We start from the raw sequence: 18,657 nt of genomic DNA on the forward strand, positions 1-18,657 counted from the left end.
TCACTGTAGAAAGCAATATCGATATCACTGTCTTTATGTGTAGAGTTTTTGGCATAAGAACCAAAGATAATAATGAAAACGGGATCTATTTTTTTTATGAGGGTATCTTGAATGGTTTGAAACATTTCTGTATACATAAGACACGCTCCCTAAATTATTATATGAAGATTATACCAAACATTCATTCTCATGTCCATTTATTCGTAAAATAAGTATTTTACGCAAAGATAAGTTGAACCTCTTTCTCTAAAGCACGTGCTCAATTCATGTAACATATGTTCCAGGTCCTTTTTGTATTTTCTTGTATCCACCGTAAACCTTCCTTGCCTTTTTATTCAAATTTGAAGAATAAATAAACATCCTATAACTGACGTATATCTTCATCCTGATTTAATTCCTTTGGATATACGTCATTTGGCAATGTCAATGACTAGACAACAATTTACTGAATTCTATAGAGGATGGATGCTATAGAGGATCCATATCGACCTAAAACGGCTTTAAGATACGCATTGCCGGACTGGAGTCGATTAGACTTCTTTACATGAGTAGGCTGTTACCCAAGGTAAAACGAGATTACCGGTTTGTTTATAATTATGACTCAGACGAAACTTCCTTTTATAAATTAGCTGTTGGTTTAAGGAATGCTAAAAGTGTTAACGGTGATAGCATTTATTATAAAGCTCAAAACAGGGACAAGTCTGAAGAAGTTTGGGAAAAAGAAGAACAATAGATTTATTGCTAAACTAATATAGTTATATACATATTGTAAATAACATTTCCTCCAATACCAATCTTAATAAGCAATTTCGCAGCTTCTTTATATGCTTTTTTCTCTAAATAAGCCCATAATCCACCATGTTTACGCGGAAATAAATTGTTTACCATCACCCCTCCTTTAAAATTATCTAGGTGTACTCACCAAACCTCCTAGGGCCGATACGTTGTTTCAAACAAAAAAGGAGACACAGTCCCCTTTGCAAGTTAATTATTTTGTTCGCTAATCCAATTATTTAACTTCATCTGTAATGATTCCTGGTTAGTTATTACATATCCAGCTTGTGAATTATAAGAGTAGTCACCATTTTTAATCGACTAAAAAACTACTTATTGATAAGAATCGTCCTTCAGCTGTTTTTTCGACAGATGATTTATAAGTTATGAGTTCAGAGCAAGCGTTTAGCATTTCTCAAATAGCCAAAGCCGGATTCAGTGCTGAATCCAGCTTTGACTATTTTTACTATTTTTCGAAAATTGCATTTGATAGAAGACGGAACAAGTAATCCGGGTGGTCGCGGAATCCTGCTTCTAAACCAATAAGAGTTACATCTTTATTCTGTTCTTTTACGATTATGGCTTGGCCCTTGGCGGTTATGTTATTTTTCCAGTGACCAGCTACGAAGAAATTATCTGAATCTGCAAGGGTCGCGACGACTTCATCATTATTCGTACCCGTGAACCATGTTGGACGATAGACAAAGCCGATATCATCCTCTCCATATCCTGCTGTTAAACCCGTTCCCTCATAATCAACTTTTACGATACCATTACTGTTGGAATCTCCTACATTAATGATGTCGTCTGTAAGACCGAGTGTCTTAGTTGCTCTAGAAGCACCAGCACCTACAGCTATATACTTGCCACCTTCATTTAAGAAGCTTGTTACATTGTCTTTAAACGTATTAAGTTGACCGGGGTTCTGTAATCCAAATTCTTTATTAGCTTCGGATAAGTTGGTAGAAATGAGACTTTCCGTTCCACTATAGACAAAAACATCAAAACCATTAAGGGTATTTTTAGCCACTTCCACTGGCGTAACTTCTGTCACATCAAAACCTAGTCTTTTCAAAGCCAACTTTGTTCCTGCGTGTGATTTCTGTTTACCTATACCTCCATCATTTAATATAGCCACTTTTAAAGACGAAATAGCCACTGCATCTGCTGGTGCCTCAGCAGTTCCAATCTGTAACCCAGATTCTTTCACCGCTGCTGATACCTGATTAGCTACTGCTTTTGCAAAGAAGTTACCTTGTGCATCACGTACTATAGGTATTCCTTGCTTAAGCAATGAATTTACTAAATTTACCGATTGGACAGAGCTGTTCGGAATCAGAAACGGTCCTTTTCCTGAAACCGTTCCTTGAGCTGTAATCTGGTTTACTTTCTTTGCATTGACTTTAATAGGATTTTGTGTGGCTACTGCCTCGAATCCCCAAAGCTCCGGTAAACTCCATGCGGAAATGTCGTACATTGCTGGGGTATCGTTCGTGATGTCTTCCCCATCCCAGAGCATTGTGTTTGCTAATCCTGCCTTCGCCTGATCCATCTCAACGAGATACGTTCCTTTTGGATATGACACTCCATCCGCTTCAAATGCATTCACGGCTTGAACAACTTCAATATCATTATTGATCAAATGATTTACAGCCTTATTCGTAATAGTCGGATCCTTCGGGTCTAGTGGAAGTATGTAGGCTTTTGGAAATAACCCTTCCTGATGAAAAGGATGGTCAAAGTTAATTCCTCTCTTAAAAACTTCAATTTGATCAGTAATCATGGATTGCTTGTTAGCTGTTGCAAATTTCAGTGCCCCCATAATCGAATTATACATCCATCGTACGCCATCCCAATCATTTGTTGGAGCTTCTAATGTATGACCGTAAGCACCATGATACATCGCATACATTGGTGTGAAAATTGGTGGGTAATCATCCCAGCCAGAGGAGTCATCGCGCAGCGGAATATATGTACCTTTCATGTTTTGATACAAGGATCCTGAATAGTTCTCATGATCCTTCATTATTTCCGCTTCCATCGCTTCTGCCTGTTTATTGGCCCATTTTCCGTATAAGTCATACTCGTAATTAGGATTATGCGGTGGCGTACAAGGCTCAATTAACCCCTGCAGATTTGGCTGATAATTCTTCACATAACCATGAGTATCAAGGAACACCATCGGGTTCCATTCTTTAATGAGCTTAACCATCTCTTTTGTTTCTGGCTGCGATTGAGTGATAAAGTCACGATTTATGTCAATTCCTTCGCCATTAAAGCGGGTGGCATCAATACGTCCATCAGGGTTTTGTACGACATTGAAAATAAGAATATTATTCTCTAAAACGTCTTTGGTTGTTGCATCATTTTGGGTAGCAAAACGTTCAATTAATTGAAGGATTGCATCACTTCCGACAAATTCAGTCCCATGAATAGAACCATTAATCATGATTGGAACTTTAAAGTCAGGATTATTGGCAACCCATTCTTGAGCTTTACCTGGATTCTTAAACATTTGCTTTCTAAGTGCCTTCACTTTTCCAAACTTCCCTTGCGTTGTTGGGTCAGCAATCGTGACAACGTAGAGTGGGTTTCCATCAGCTGATGTTCCACGGACTTCAACTTTCACACGGTTTGAAAGTTTTTCAATCTCTTTTAATTTGGAACCAATTTGTGAGAATTTCACAAAGTCATAGTTTTCACTATTAAACTTGCTTCCGTCCTGTTCCTCATATGTATTCACATTTGTCCATTGAGGTTTCTCAGCATGTCCATAACTCCACGGAATTACTGTTAGTAAACTCACAGCCATCAGGCCGGATAATACTTCTTTCCTTTTCATCCTAAAACCTCCAGTATGTATATATAGTGATTTTTTTGTACATATCCCACCAAGTCGTTCAATGTTTATTTTATTGGGATTCGCTCCTATTACAGAACTAGTTTCGGAAGGTCAACTTTATGTAGCGTTACTTGCTGGGGGCTTATCAAATTTTATAAAGAATATTTTTAACGGTGTAGTTTGTTCAACGTTATAAAATTAAATTGCTTTCAACAGGATTTGTTCAGCCCTTTAGCGAGTCATTTCGTGTTGTATATAATTAAAATATATATTAATTAACGCCCGCATTCCCAGTGGCTACGATAGCTGATTCCTTTCTAGACTATTAAATTTCTTCTTTTCTGCACCCTACTAATATTTTAAATTTCCATACATGTTTAAGAGTATCGCCTCCTTATTAAGAAATAGTAACCCACAAACTAGATAACTGTTTTATAATATTATACACTTATTTTTGTTAAAATTAAGAATTTTCTGTTAATAATAACTGAATTTTTATCCTATTTTCATTACTTAAGAAGCATAAACTCTATAACACTCTCTGCTATTTGACTTTCTCCAGCTGTTAATACCGCCTCTGAAGTGGATTCCTTTAATATCAATAAAGAAACCCTTGAATATAGAACCCCAAAAACCTTCCGGTATTCAGGAAACACTTGATCTAAAATGGTGTGAAACTGAAGTTTAGCTTCCACATACAAATTCGTTACGATTTCCTGTTGTCTTGACAAATTCCGAAGGTCTAATAGCTGTATTCCTCTAATTTTATGAGGGTCAAAATGGCCGTCATAGTATCTGGCGTAGGTGGGGCCAATACCGGGAACAGCACATAGAAGTAATCCCCTATTTTATGAAAAACCGTTACGCTTTTTCTGAGGTAAAAACAGTGATTCATCAATCATGTTAAGTGGGCTCTTTTCTCCTTTTTTCACATATCCGAGCTCCCACTTTATGCATGATCATGTTGCTTGGAACTTCAATGAAGAAATAACCTATAAAAAAAATGCCAGAAAGCAATCCAAAAACTTCAGCGGATAAGGCTAATTCTGCATTCATTTGTAAAGCAGCATAGCCTAAATTGACCCTGTCCAAGTAAGCAATGAGGTATAGGAGCAAGATAAATGGAAGAATGCGTTTCATCGTTTTACTGATCGCTCTTTTCTCTATTTCACCACTGGAATGATTCATGATTTTTTCCTCCCTTATCATGCTACTATCTCCCAAAAAACAACCTGTTACCTCACATCTCTATTCCTGCTTCCCGAATTCCTAGAACCATCATTTTATCCTGATACCACTTCCCTCCGTTTTACAAATAATGAAACCAACAATATTTTTGTAAGCGCTTTCTAAATATGCGAAATGAAATTAAGAAAGCGTTGTGATTATTGATGATCTACGTTAGATTAAATAGACCACCAATCATTTAACTAGACTGTAGTCTGATATTAAACCACGCAGGAATATTCTTTCAATTATCATGTGGAGGTTATTATGATTGAACCCAGAAAGAAATAGCTTTGGGAGAAAAGACTCGTAAAAAAAAGCGGCACATCAAAAGGTGCCTTTTACCAACACTTTTCAGCGAAATCGGATATTTTTTAGTGAGATTCATAGAAGTCGATGATTACTACCGCGAAGTCTTCCGTTCGTCCCCAGTCGATATGGGCGCTACCGAGAATTGTTTATTTTCATACGCAAATTGATGCGTTTTCTGGAAGAAGAAATGGCAAAGATTTAATGAAAGTGATTTAAAGTTCCGCTTCGGATTCAAAAGAACGTATTTTCCTTTTAAATTAAAATCGCTCACTCTTCCAAAATATTCGTTCATTGGTTGAAGAGACGAAAGAACAAAATGACATTAGCGCTGACCATCCAGTTAACGAAATTTCACAAGTTATCATCCATAGCCTGATGGGGATCATCTATCATTGGGGTTTAAATAACTCAGTACAAAGCTAGGAATCGCTATCCATACCGCTAACCAAGACAATCATTGATGGGCTGAAAAACTAAGAACTGATACATAAATCAAAAAGATTCATTTTCAAACACACTGAATGGTCAGGGTAACTCCATTGATCTATAAGTTCATACATTTGGATTATTTCAATTGAGTGTCAAACATATTAAACAAGGAGTCGAAAGCCAGATATCATGAAACAATTTTTCTTTATCATCCTATATGCGATATTATTTGGATTATCACTGCAGGCTTTTAATTTCAAGCTTCACCACCCTATTGCAGAAGATATCAGCCGTCTGATGCCAGTTAAAATGAAAGCGATAAAGGCAGAAGATAGTGAAGAAGCAATCAAAATGGTCGTTTCGGATGCCGAAAAAAACGATGATCCCATTTCCATTGCCGGAATGCAACATAGCCAAGGAGGTCAAACATTATATCCAAATGGGATCCTGCTCGATATGAAGCACTATAATAAAATACTTGATTTGGATGTAAAAGAAAAACGCATCACGGTCCAAAGCGGAGCAACCTGGGCTGCTCTCCAGGAATATATTAACCCATATGGACTTGCCCTGAAGGTCAGTCAATCTCAAAACATTTTCACCATCGGGGGTTCTTTGAGCGTTAATGTCCATGGACGCGATATCCGTCATCATGCCTTGATAGAAACCGTGGAATCTTTTAGGTTGCTTAACGCAAAAGGCCAAATCCTTACAGTGAGCCGCGAAGAAAATTCGGAGCTCTTCCATTCGGTTATTGGCGGGTATGGTTTGTTTGGAGTAATACTCGATGTAACACTCCAACTTACCGATGACGAACTTTATAAAATTAAAACCAAATCACTCCATTATGATGAATATACTTCGTACTTTAAAAGAGGAGTTCTTCAAAACGATGATGTTAAAATGCATCTTGCAAGGATATCTGTGGCACCTGGCTCCTATTTGGATGAAATGTATGTAACGGATTATTATAGAGCAAATGACCAAACACAGCTATCTAACTACAATACTCTCAAACGGGAAACGATCATTGCCGTGCCTAAATTCTTTCTCGGTCTCTCACGTTATAATGACTGGGGTAAAGCAAGGTTTTGGGAAACTCAAAAAACCTACACGGCCAATATTGATGGTAACTTGGTTTCGAGGAATAATGTGATGCGGTCGGACTCAGCCTTTATGGATTACAGCAGCCCCAACAAAACTGAAGTGCTGCAAGAATACTTCGTTCCGATTGATCAATTTGCTGATTATATCGATGATTTAAGAAAAACCTTATCTGATGAAAAAGATTTTAACTTATTAAATATTACAATTCGTTATGTGGAGCATAACGATGAATCACTCATGTCCTATGCCAAGGATGATATGTTCGCTCTTGTAATGCTCATCAATCAAGGGACGGATAACGAAAGTAAGGCAAATACGGAAAGGGTCATCCGCAACATGATAGATGTGACGCTTGACCATAACGGCAGCTACTATTTGCCCTATTATGGGTATCCAACCAAGACACAATTATTTGAAGCGTATCCGCATACTGAGGAATTCTTTCAATTAAAAAAGAAATATGATCCTGATAATCGCTTCATGAATCTTTTCTATGAGGAGTATCATCCATGAATTATAAACGTTTCGTTTTTTACCAAGGCACTGTTGGAATGGCTGCAAGCATGATTTTCCCTTTTTATATTTTGCTAATCAAAAATGTAGGCACCAGTTATTCGCAATTCGGGTGGGCATATGGAATATTCTCACTGACTGCAGCACTTAGCTATCCTTTAATCGGAAAAATCACTGACAAAGCCGGTGACAAAGCATTTCTCCTTATCTATTCATGGGGGATGGCACTAATCCTTCTTGCCTTTCCTCTCGCATATGAAATTTGGCATGTCTATCTTCTGCAAATCATTATGGGGGTACTTGGGGCAGTACAAAAAAACACAGAAAAAACGGTACTTGCAAGATATGTTACGAAGAAAACAGCGGGTGAGGAAATTGGAAACTACCATGTTTGGACATCCATCGGTGCTGCAGCTGCGGTGATTGCAACCGGATATTTAGTCGACTTTTTAACAATCGGCAGCATCTTTTACATTGCTTCCTTAATGTTTGCCTGGAGTGGATTTATTATAATGAAGATGGAAAAAATCACACCACAGCCGTTGGAGGAATGAATGAAAACACGCCCTCCTTCTTTTGCAAAGACAGGAAACAGTAAAGCAACAGACTCTCTTAACTATAAGATTGCCTGTTGCTTTGTTTTTTATAAAGTTTGGCCCGCTTATGTAAATTCTCCTACTTTTGCGGAAAAGCACTTGGAAAATGATTTTAATATAAGTATATCTTATGAAAATACTAAGGGGTTAAAGCCCTAATGAATAGGGTGACACTCTCTTTGATAAAATCATCCAGTGATAGGCTTGGAAAGTCTGCATTGGATTCTATCTCGTCCATATATGCACCAAAATGCATTATCATAAATGATAAGGCTTGCAATTCAGGATTGGACCGAATGACTTTTCCTTTTTCCGACATACGCCTTAAATAATTGGATAAGATCATCAATAATTGTTGAGGTTGCTTTTTCATTTTTTCGTGTAAACCTGGCAAATTAGCTTGCTCTTTCATTCCAATTTGGATCAGTTTTCGGTTATGGTTCATAATTTCATGATACTTTCGACTGATCAGAAACAAGTCTTGGGACAAATCAAAAACGAGTTTCCCCTCAAAAAGGCTTCTCATCTCTTCAGCATAATGAAATCGGTCAAACGCGGTTTCAAGAAGGTTTTGTTTGCTGACATAGTCATTGTCAAGATATCGCAGAACAACGAAAAAAAAGAGCCAATCAGGGTTGGCTCTCTGTAGAAATATTTAGCATCTCACTCATTTATAAAATTTTATACGATCCTCAAGTGGTTTGAATTCTTTATCACCTGGTTGAGCTGTTGGATTTCCAAATGGCATTTGCGCAATCAATTTCCAATTACTCGGAACATCCCATTCTTTTTTCACATCATCATCAATTAGTGGATTATAATGCTGTAAAGTTGCTCCCATTCCTTCTGCTTCAAGTGCTGTCCAAACAACTAATTGATGCATGCCTGATGTTTGTTGTGACCAGATTGGGAAGTTATCCGCATACGCTGCAAATTGTTCTTGAAGTGATTTCACAACAGATTCATCTTCAAAGAATAATATTGACCCATATCCCGCTTTAAAGGAATCCATTTTTTGTTGAGTGCCAGAGAAATCTCTCTCACCAACAGCTTTCCTTAAAGCTTGCGTCGTAATATCCCATAATTTATCATGGGCCGAGCCAGTCAAAACAACAAGGCGGGAAGATTGGGAATTAAAAGCCGATGGCGTGTGTTTTACCGCAAATTCAACAATTTCTTTAATTTTCTCATCCGATACTTGAATCTCTTTATTGATTCCATAATATGATCGTCTCTCTTTAATAGCCGTGTAAAAATCTTTTGTCACGATTCATTCCTCCAGAACATGTTTTCTATTTCAAATGATTATTCCATTTTTTATTTCTACCTGTTTTAGTATGAGCATAAACCAATATATCATTCGCTAATGGTTATTCTTTAATGAATTCCTTTGTGCTTCTTACTGTATCAATGGGACGGACCAACTTTTCGATTTGATCCCTTTTCGGTTCCAAGAACGGTGGTAAAGATAACTTTTCCCCAAGCGTTTCATACGGCTCATCCCCCATAAATCCAGGACCATCCGTGGCAAATTCGAATAATATTTGTGGCGCCACTCGTACGTAAAGCGACTCAAAAAAGTGACGATCAACATAACCGGACGTATGAAATTGGAAGCTTTCCATTCGTTTGATCCATTCTTCCAGAACGGAACGGTCTTCAACACGGAAGGCTGTATGGTGAACAGTCCCAAAACCCTGCCGTGCCTGAGGAAGGATTGAGTTATGCTCAACAATCACTTGTGCACCATTCCCGCCTTCCCCTACTTCAAATAGGTGAAATGATCCTTCCTTGCCTATTTCTTTGAATAATAGTACTTTTTCCATCATTTCTTTAAAATAATCGAAGTTGGCGATTCGAATGAAAATTGGTCCTAATCCTGTAATGGCATATTCGAGGGGAATCGGTCCTTTTTGCCAAGGAATCCCCGCTGCAACCCCTTTATTGTTTTCATCGGAAATTAATTGATATTGCTGATCATCAAAATCCACAAATGAAATGATCTTTTTACCAAACTGTTCCTGAATTCCTTTATTACTTACTTCTAAACGGTCGAACCGCTTAACCCAATACTCCAATGCATCATCATTCGGTACACGGAAGGATGTTTTTGAAATCTCATTAGTCCCATGCACTCCTTTAGGAATACCAGGAAAATCAAAGAATGTCATATCAGTACCTGGACCGCCAACATCGTCGGCAAAAAACAGGTGATAGGTTTGGATATCATCTTGGTTAACTGTTTTCTTGACTAAACGCATGCCTAATATATTTGTGAAAAATTCATAGTTCTTTTCTGCACTACTTGTTATGGCCGTGACATGGTGAATACCTTTTAATCCATTCATAAATTATTCCTCCCATTAAAACGATCAATTTTTGGATGTTCAACATTTGAATTAATCCCCTATATTTTTCCTTCAAGAAGAGTGGCTATTCATTAAAGGGGTTAGAAAAAGTTTTACATAATTTTTATTATCTTGAATTAATATATCTTTACTTAAAGATAATTTATCATGAATAAAATCCACTGTCAACAACTTATCTCAAATTAATATATCTCAAAGTCAAAATAACTTCTGTCAATTTTCATTTAGTTCTAAATATCTTTCGAAAGAATTATAGAAACAGAATATCCATTCTAAAGCAAATGCCATTCCGAATATGGGTTACTATCTATAGGTATAAGTCGCGGCAATGACGATCAATCACTTGTCTTGCTAAATTGAATCAGTATTTCAATACGAAAGCCCCCCAGGTAAAGAGAAAACCTTGGAGGGCTATTTCGGTTTGGTTCCTTATTTTACATGACGCAATTCTCCTTGTTTTCCGGATGAAGAGTCAGCACCATCTTTTTTATTTGACTTCTTAGAAGAAAGATAAACCCCTGCGAAGATGATCAGCAGGCCAATAATTACATGAGGATTAATCGCTTCTCCAAGCAGGACATAGCCCCAAACCATAGCGCTTGCAGGAATCAGGTATGTAACCGTTGCGGCTAACTCCGGGCTGCCATTTTTATTGATGTAGAAATAGATCAGCTGGCCGATCCCAGAGCCAAAGCACCCAAGACCGACTATGGAGAAAATCGTTAGCGGGTCCATCAACATCACTGGATTAATCGGCCCTGTTAAAAACATCCCGATCAAACCGATAAAGGCACCCGTGAGCAGCGTAAATGTAGTAATGACCAATATGCTTGTACTGGAAAGAAATCTTTTCGTATATTGGCCGGCAAAACCATAACAGGTGGACGCTAGCAGCATTGTACCAATTCCAATGAATTCCTTGCCTAAAAGCTGACCGACTTGAAAATCCATCAATACTAGAATTCCGAAAAAACCAATAAGAATGCCCATCCATTGTCGGGCGGTTAAAACATAAGAAAAAATGATAAATCCAATGACCCCCGTCCAGATTGGGGTGGTTGCATTAAGAATTGATGCCGTGCTGCTGTTAATCTCTGTTTCACTTAAAGCTATTAAACCCCATGCTAATCCGCAATTGAAGATCCCGACAACGACCAGAGCTGTCCATGGTAATTTCCAGCTAATTTCACTGCGCTTCCACCATAAAACGGGAAGCAGAACAACAGCACCCGCCAAACAGCGGAGAAACACAATCCCCCAAATACCCGCTGGCGGGAGCAGCCACTTCATGAAAACGAACGATAAACCCCATATCAAACTAAGTCCGATTAAAGCCCCGTATAATCGAAGCATGTTATTCCCCCTTCCTACTTTCTTATTATGACAAACATTGTTAAGGACTTCATATAAAATCTTGCTATTTAAGTACTGAAAGTTATTTTCCGCCAAATTCGGTATAGCAAACCTTCAAGATAAAGGGAGCGGCATGTATCGTTCGAACAATCTTTTGCAATTGTAAAAAGCATGGCTAAACTAATCATTCATTTTGGCGTTTTTATCCAGCTTTTATTAAGGCTATCAGTCTGTTGGTCTCCTAGCAGTTGCAGGTCAATGAAGAGAGGAATCTTCAGTGCGATTTCTCCTATTATTTTAGCTCGGTTGCGTTTTATGTTTATTTCATGTTTTAAAAAACTAAAAAAAGCTGGAGAGCATTAAAGAAGGCAAGCCGGTCTATAGGCTTGCCTTAATCTGAAAAATGAGAAAGGACGCAGTATTTCTTTTGGGGTAATACTTTCACCCCGAATTCCTCTCCATGCATAAGCAGTCCAAAGTTGGGGTTACCTTAATTGACTACTATATTTTCACATTGGCATCAGAATTGACCATTATTTTCATGTTGGCTATGGCTACAGTTTCTCCGTTTTGTTTTTTTATTTCTTGGATGACTGTTACAACACCTTGATAGCCTTTTTCAAAAAGATCAATCACCTTTAATTCTACATGTATCGTGTCCCCAATAAAGGTTGGGTTTATAAATCGAACTTTCTCCAAACCGTAAAATGCAACAACGATTCCCGGTTCAAAATGAAATAAGCCGGTTGCAACCGAAAGTATAAGCATTCCGTGGGCTATGCGTTGCTTAAATTGTGTATTTGCTGCATACTCCTTATCAGTATGGAGGGGAAACCAGTCTCCGCTAAATGCAGAAAACATTACTAAATCAGCCTCGGTTATAGTACGTCCCTTCGACATCCATGTTTCGCCGACTTCATATTGATGGAAATATTTATTAAACATTATTTCATCTCCTTTATTTGTGACCGATTTACCAGTCTGAATATTCGGATATTAAATACTAAAGACTATATAATTTAGTGATATTTCTTAAAATCAACACGAATAAAAATTTTTCATTTAAGAGGTGTATTTTTCCATATAAAAAGTGGGTAAAGCTAGAAATGGAAGTGTATTTTCCTATGTTCAACGGGAAATAGTTAAACGATATCAAACAAGCTGAATATACCAATTACAAAGAATACAGCAAGTGTCTTTATAATGGTAATAACAAAAATGTCTTTATATGCCTGGCGATGTGTGAGTCCCGTAACAGCTAAAAGAGTTATTATAGCTCCGTTATGCGGCAAAGTATCAAATCCACCTGCTGACATAGAAATGACACGATGTAAAACTTCCAACGGAATGTCAAAATGAGCAGCAGTTTGTATATACGTATCCGCCATTAAGCTCAACGTAATGCTCATCCCACCAGATCCCGATCCAGTAATGCCACACAAAACATTTGTCATGATCGCCCCATTAATTAAAGGATTCGAAAACATTCCAGTGAGATAATCTTGTACCACAGTAAAGCCTGGTAAAGCTGCAATCACACCCCCAAAGCCATATTCGGTTGCCGTATTCATGGTTGCTAGCAATGCCCCACTAATGCCAATATTAATACTCGAATTGAAATTTAATTTGACAGCTTTAAAATTTAATAAGACGATTGCTATTATCCCGAGAATAAGAGCCATCTCCACAGACCAGACACCAATAACTTTAGACATATCGACAATACCATAATCTTTTAATCCAATCGTAGCAAAATCGAATCCTTTGGCATACCAAAGAGGAAAAGACTCAGTAAAAAACTTATTCATCACCCCGACTAACACCAACGGAATAAAAGCAAGCCAGTCTTTTCTACTTATAGCTTTTTCAGAACCCATCCCCAACTTATTAGTCGTTTCCATTGATATAGCAGAACTGGCTGCCAATTCTGCTTCAGCAGCTTCCTTATCAATAGCTTTATCACCAATTCCAAAATACCCTTCACCATTTCTAGCTGCCTTATGTCGACAATGATTTAAGTATAATAGGCTTAAGGAAATGATAAATATTGCCCCAATAATCCCCAATATCGGTGCCGCATAGATGTCAGTTTTAAAGAAACCAGTTGGAATGACATTCTGAATTTGTGGAGATCCTGGAAGTGAATCCATGGAAAAGGTAAATGCACTAACTGCGATTGTCGCAGGAATTAATCGCTTTGGAATATTAGCCTCGCGAAACAGCTGAGCAGCAAATGGATAGATGGCAAACACAGCAACAAACAAACTAACTCCGCTATATGTCAGGATTGCGCCCATTATCACAATGGCTAGAATGGCTTGTTTAGCCCCGATAAAACGGACAATAATTTTTGCTATGCTCTTTGCAACACCGCTTATTTCAACCAGTTTCCCAAAAATAGCACCTAGCAGAAAAACCGGGAAATACAATTTAACAAATTCAACCAACTTAACCATAAATATATTAGAGAAGAAAGGTAAAACATGTCCAGGATCCGTTAAAAATACAGCAAACAAAGCGCACAATGGTGCAAAAAGTATAACGGAAAATCCTCGATATGCTAGAAACATAAGTAATCCTAGTGAAATAATAATGATCATTACATCCAATTCGACTTCCCCCTTTTTCTCCAAATATATCTGTTATCATTTGTTGCTAGTTTGAATGCTTTGCCCCGAGACTTATTGGGCATTATAGGACCGTTTTCCTGTGCACATTTAGTAAAGAACCCTAATTAATTTCCCGAGTAAATCCACTGTTTCTTTTAAACAAAGATGAGTTACTTTAGAAGCTGCCATTTTTCCAATCCCGGCATCAGGATCTTTTTAAAAAAAGGACTTGCCACTGGTTTGGTCATGAGGGCTTACTGATCAATGAAGTTTGGCTCCCTTTTATTGATAAAGGCCTCAACTCCTTCCTTTACGTCCCTAGTCTGAAAAACATGACCAAAATTTTCAGCTTCAATCACGAGTCCATCTTCAAGTGTTTGTTCATAACCAAAATCAATAGAATGCTTTGCAAAAGTTAAAGATTGTAAAGAATAATTGCAAATACCTTTTGCAATTTCCATTGCTTTTTCTAAAGATTCACCCTTTGGCACAACATGATTAACAAGCCCTATTTGTTTGGCATCTTCTGCATTCAGTGGCTCTCCAGTAAAGATCATTTCTTTTGCTTTGGCTTTACCTATCAGTCTAGGAAGTCTTTGAGTCCCCCCTGCACCTGGAAACAATCCCAATTTAATTTCAGGGAGCCCAATCCTAATATGTTCCTCCGCAATTCGAATATCACAACTTAAGGCAAGTTCACATCCTCCACCTAGTGCTAATCCATTGATTGCAGCAATAGTTGGTCTTGATAACCGTTCAATTTTATTAAGTGGTTCCTGAAGCCAAAGTGATTTCCCCTTTCCTTCTTCCACTCCTTTTCCAATCCATGCTGGAAATTCTTTAATATCCCCTCCAGCAACAAAAGCTCTTTCTCCTTCACCGGTAAGTATAATGACCTTAACATTGTAATCGCTTTCAATTTCATCCACCACAAGATTCAATTGTTCTATAACATCTGCGCTTAATACATTAACAGGTGGATTATCAATAATGATCGTTGCAATATTACTCTGTTTTGACCATGAAACAACTTGATCCTTCTTCTTCATCGTCTTTCCTCCTAAACCTAAAGTGTACTTGTGGGTTCCAAATACTCTGTCATTATTGAAAAACGGGAATCGGTGGGTGAACCCAGATATCTATGATAGAATCCTTGTGGTTATGTGATTTTTAAAACAAAGTGAAATAATGTATTCACAAAGCCTTTTTCAACCTTCCATAAACCCCTTATTTATCCATACCATTAAATTGTTTACGAAGAATAAACTTTTGGACCTTCCCGGATGGGGTACGTGGTATTTCATCAACAAATGTGACCTTTCTAGGTTTTTTGTAGCTAGCAAGATGTTCCTTACAGTAATTAACAACATCTTCCTCCGTAAGTTTGGCTCCTTCTTTTTTAACAATAACAGCACATACAGCCTCAATATATTTGGGATCAGGAATACCAATTATAGAAACTTCCTTCACTTCCTCATGGCGGTATAAGACATCTTCAATTTCCGCTGAGTAAATGTTTTCACCACCGCTCCGAATCATATCTTTTTTTCTGCCTGCAATTGATAGATACCCATCATGATCGAACTTTCCCATGTCTCCTGTTTTACACCACCCATTCACGAATGTTTCCATTGTGGCATCTGGTTTCCTCCAATAACCCTCAGAAACCGCTGGACTTTTAATAGCGATTTCACCAATTTCACCAACTGGCAAAGGCGTTCCATCCTCATCGATAATATTTATTTCTGTAAGTGGCATCGGCTTCCCAACGGTATGGCCTTTTGTAAAAGCATCCTTTGGTTCAAGCGAAGCCGCAATTGGCTGTCCTTCAGTTAACCCGTAAACTTGAACAACTCCAATTTGAGGAAACCTCTTTTTTAATTGTTCCAGTGCCCATGGCATTAGCGGGTCACCACCTGTATAAATGGTTTTTAAAGATTTCAGCTGATACTTTTCAATTTCAGGCAAATTTAGCATTTCATAAATCATGAAAGGGAATAAAAAAGAATCGGTCACATTTTCCTCTTCAATAACGGAAAGAATTCTTCCAATCTCGAATTCTTGGCTTTTTGTAATTATTACCCTTCCACCCATCAGTAGAATGGGAAGTGCGATATCTTCCATCGCCCCAACATGGTATAGTGGTCCTGTCGTCATCGCAACTTCTTGCCCTGTAAATTTCCATTTCAGTGCTTGTATCGTGGAAAACCAGAAAGTTGTATCATGTGTCCAAATCGCACCTTTAGGTCTTCCCGTTGTTCCTGATGTATACATAAGCATGACTGGATCGTTTAATTTAATGCTATCGACTTTGACCTCATCTACCGAACCACTTTCTAATACACTCCATGACTCAGACCATCCTGGGGTTGGGCCATTTCTATGAGGAAGACAAAAATAACGCTCAACAGAAACATGATTACACACTGATTCCAGCTGATTGGCTAAGTTAGAATGGAAGCACAATATTTTTGTCTGTGAATCATTTAATGCATACTCAAGCTCTGCACTTGAAAGCCTAAAATTAAGTCGAACTGCAATTGCACCGATTTTCGCAATGGCAAAATATAGACTAATATATTCGAGACAGTTGTATAGTAAAATACCGACACGATCCCCTTTTCGCACTCCAATTTCGTAAAGCTTGTTTGCATACGCATTTGATTTAAGGTGGAGATCCATGTACGTCATCGACTTTCCTGCTTCTTCTTGTATTGCTATTTTTCTAGAATTTATATTATTTAAATCATTCGCCATTTTTCTTGTGATAAAACCGACATCCAATGAAATTCCTCCTTTTCAATTTAAAAAATACAGACAAAATTCAGGCTACAAGGCCGCTGAATTGACCACTCGCCTTTATCGTTTTCTTTCCTCCTTTCTTCTAATTTGGATGCAAGATTCATTCCAAAACGGAAAAAAACTTACTCACCTTAATAATCGAGGAAAAGTCGATGATTTATTTTCTGATTTTTCGGAAAATAACCAAGAAAAAAATCAACTGAAGTAAGATCAGCTGATTTTTCATTCATTGTTTTTCATAATTTATAGCCTTGTTTCTCCTGTAATGTGAACTATATCAACATTAATATGGAAATCAAAAAATAAATCCGGGATTTCGGAATGAATTCTGAAATCCCGGATTTATTTTTATTGGTCAGAAATCTTATATTTTCTAATTTTATCGTAAAGGGTAGAATTCCCTATCCCAAGAGCTTCCGCAACCCTTTTTTTATCAAACTTAAACCTCCTTAACGCTTTTTCGATTTCCTTCTTTTCTGCTTCCTCTACACAATCCTTTAAACTTAATTCTTTCGTATTCACATTATGAAGTTTAAGATACTCAGGTAAAGCATCCTTTCCCATTACCTCTTCATTTGATAGGTGAACACCTGCATCAATCACATTCTCTAGTTCTCTGATATTCCCTGGCCAGTTATAGCGCTCTATTAATGAAATCACCTCTGGGTGTATGGAGGATACTCGTTTCCCCATTCGAGCTGTGATTTTTTTGAAAAAATAATCTACAAGTAAAGGGATATCTTCCATTCTATCTCTTAAAGGAGGAACAAATAATTGGACAGCATTAATTCTATAAAATAAGTCTTCACGAAATAGCTTTTCTTCAACCAATTTTTCTAAAGGGCGATTTGTTGCAGCAATCACTCGAACATTTAGTTTTTTGGGGTAAAGCGAACCTACAGGCTCAAACTCTTTCTCCTGAAGGACCCTTAATAACTTGACTTGCATTTGCTGAGGCATATCACCAATTTCGTCAAGGAAAACCGTTCCACCATCAGCAAATTGAAACTTTCCTATTTTACCTCCCTTTTTTGCCCCTGTAAAGGCACCTTCTTCATAACCAAAAAGTTCAGATTCTAACAAGTGTTCCGGAATTGAACTACAATTTATTTTCACAAGCGGTTTGTCGCTTCTTCCACTTAGCTGATGAATGCTATGTGCTATTATTTCCTTGCCTGTACCGCTTTCTCCTCTAATTAGAACAGAGATATCACCTCTAGCCAACCTTTTCACACGTTCTTTTAACTGTTGTATTTCTTGAGAATTTCCAATTAAGTTATGTAAGGAATATTTCACTCCATTTGTAACGCCTATTTCATTTTTGTAAAAATTATGTTTTGTCAAGATCTCCTTGATGTGACTATTCATTTTATTCCAATCATCAAGATCACGAAACATGATTGTCCCGATTGCACCAATTATTTCATTATTTTCAATGATAGGAATGCGATTTGCGATAACAAAATCACCACGAAGAAAATGTATGTCAGCAATTTCGGATTTACCTATTTGCACTACAAGGTGTAGCCTTGTATTTTCAATTATATTCGTCACATGTTCACCAATCACTGTGTCGCGTTCAACATTTAAAAATTCACAATATTTATTGCTAATGTATTGAATTTTCCCATTACTATCGACAATTACAATTCCATAATATGTACTCTCAAACACCATATCTAATAGTTTATTATTGGAGAATTGTCCAGTATTCATCTTAAGCT

At 37.5% G+C, this 18,657-nt stretch carries 16 protein-coding genes and 1 pseudogene; 4 read left to right on the forward strand and 13 right to left on the reverse strand.

Going from position 1 to position 18,657, the window contains the following annotated elements:
* The 4 genes from ACQKFG_RS22475 to ACQKFG_RS22490 form a co-directional block, all read right to left on the reverse strand.
* Positions 1–137 (reverse strand): nucleotidyltransferase domain-containing protein (locus ACQKFG_RS22475; protein WP_427563227.1); only part of this gene is annotated, 137 nt, incomplete at its 3' end.
* Positions 138–741: 604 nt separating this feature from the next.
* Positions 742–888 carry a hypothetical protein gene (locus tag ACQKFG_RS22480; RefSeq protein WP_192208351.1) on the reverse strand — a complete coding sequence of 49 codons (147 nt, stop codon included), beginning with the start codon at positions 886–888 and terminating at the stop codon, positions 742–744.
* Between the two features lie 352 nt (positions 889–1,240).
* Positions 1,241–3,616: a M14 family zinc carboxypeptidase gene (locus ACQKFG_RS22485; RefSeq protein WP_353871939.1), complete on the reverse strand. Its 2,376-nt coding sequence runs from the start codon at positions 3,614–3,616 to the stop codon at positions 1,241–1,243.
* Between the two features lie 903 nt (positions 3,617–4,519).
* A complete protein-coding gene (locus ACQKFG_RS22490) occupies positions 4,520–4,804 on the reverse strand; it encodes a hypothetical protein (RefSeq protein WP_427563082.1) in 285 nt (94 codons plus the stop codon).
* A gap of 351 nt (positions 4,805–5,155) precedes the next feature.
* Between ACQKFG_RS22490 and ACQKFG_RS22495 the strand changes: the two are divergent.
* The 4 genes and pseudogenes from ACQKFG_RS22495 to ACQKFG_RS22510 form a co-directional block, all read left to right on the forward strand.
* Positions 5,156–5,221: pseudogene (locus ACQKFG_RS22495) on the forward strand (TetR family transcriptional regulator); the annotation flags it as partial.
* A gap of 552 nt (positions 5,222–5,773) precedes the next feature.
* On the forward strand, positions 5,774–7,204 hold the full coding sequence (locus ACQKFG_RS22500) for an FAD-binding protein (protein WP_427563085.1): 1,431 nt from the start codon (positions 5,774–5,776) through the stop codon (positions 7,202–7,204).
* The gene (locus tag ACQKFG_RS22505; RefSeq protein ID WP_427563088.1) at positions 7,201–7,758 is read left to right on the forward strand and encodes an MFS transporter; all 558 of its coding nucleotides are present in this window, start codon (positions 7,201–7,203) and stop codon (positions 7,756–7,758) included. The genes ACQKFG_RS22500 and ACQKFG_RS22505 overlap by 4 nt, the downstream gene beginning before the upstream one ends.
* Complete coding sequence (locus tag ACQKFG_RS22510) at positions 7,759–7,959, forward strand: hypothetical protein (RefSeq protein ID WP_427563091.1); 201 nt, start codon at positions 7,759–7,761, stop codon at positions 7,957–7,959.
* Here ACQKFG_RS22510 and ACQKFG_RS22515 read toward each other — a convergent pair.
* The 9 genes from ACQKFG_RS22515 to ACQKFG_RS22555 all read right to left on the reverse strand — a co-directional run bounded on the left by ACQKFG_RS22515 (position 7,940) and on the right by ACQKFG_RS22555 (position 18,649).
* Positions 7,940–8,290, reverse strand: coding sequence for a TetR/AcrR family transcriptional regulator C-terminal domain-containing protein (locus ACQKFG_RS22515; RefSeq protein WP_427563094.1), 351 nt, complete (start codon positions 8,288–8,290; stop codon positions 7,940–7,942). The genes ACQKFG_RS22510 and ACQKFG_RS22515 overlap by 20 nt on opposite strands.
* Positions 8,291–8,467: 177 nt before the next feature.
* Positions 8,468–9,067 (reverse strand): nitroreductase family protein, encoded by a 600-nt coding sequence (locus ACQKFG_RS22520; RefSeq protein ID WP_192204467.1) that lies wholly within the window; start codon positions 9,065–9,067, stop codon positions 8,468–8,470.
* A 103-nt stretch (positions 9,068–9,170) separates the two neighbouring features.
* Positions 9,171–10,148, reverse strand: coding sequence for a ring-cleaving dioxygenase (locus ACQKFG_RS22525; RefSeq protein WP_349729423.1), 978 nt, complete (start codon positions 10,146–10,148; stop codon positions 9,171–9,173).
* A gap of 450 nt (positions 10,149–10,598) precedes the next feature.
* Complete coding sequence (locus tag ACQKFG_RS22530; RefSeq protein WP_427563098.1) at positions 10,599–11,522, reverse strand: DMT family transporter; 924 nt, start codon at positions 11,520–11,522, stop codon at positions 10,599–10,601.
* Between the two features lie 501 nt (positions 11,523–12,023).
* Positions 12,024–12,467 carry a MaoC/PaaZ C-terminal domain-containing protein gene (locus ACQKFG_RS22535; protein ID WP_427563100.1) on the reverse strand — a complete coding sequence of 148 codons (444 nt, stop codon included), beginning with the start codon at positions 12,465–12,467 and terminating at the stop codon, positions 12,024–12,026.
* A 197-nt stretch (positions 12,468–12,664) separates the two neighbouring features.
* The gene (locus ACQKFG_RS22540) at positions 12,665–14,131 is read right to left on the reverse strand and encodes a GntP family permease (RefSeq protein WP_342615579.1); all 1,467 of its coding nucleotides are present in this window, start codon (positions 14,129–14,131) and stop codon (positions 12,665–12,667) included.
* A gap of 254 nt (positions 14,132–14,385) precedes the next feature.
* Positions 14,386–15,180, reverse strand: a complete 795-nt coding sequence (locus tag ACQKFG_RS22545; RefSeq protein WP_427563102.1) for an enoyl-CoA hydratase/isomerase family protein — start codon at positions 15,178–15,180, stop codon at positions 14,386–14,388.
* A gap of 178 nt (positions 15,181–15,358) precedes the next feature.
* Positions 15,359–16,915, reverse strand: a complete 1,557-nt coding sequence (locus tag ACQKFG_RS22550) for an AMP-binding protein (protein WP_427563104.1) — start codon at positions 16,913–16,915, stop codon at positions 15,359–15,361.
* Between the two features lie 366 nt (positions 16,916–17,281).
* Complete coding sequence (locus ACQKFG_RS22555) at positions 17,282–18,649, reverse strand: sigma-54 interaction domain-containing protein (protein WP_349729418.1); 1,368 nt, start codon at positions 18,647–18,649, stop codon at positions 17,282–17,284.
* Positions 18,650–18,657: the final 8 nt, after the last annotated feature.

The sequence above is a fragment of the Peribacillus sp. NPDC076916 genome, from assembly GCF_050269675.1.
Taxonomy (GTDB): Bacteria; Bacillota; Bacilli; order Bacillales; family DSM-1321; genus Peribacillus; species Peribacillus aracenensis.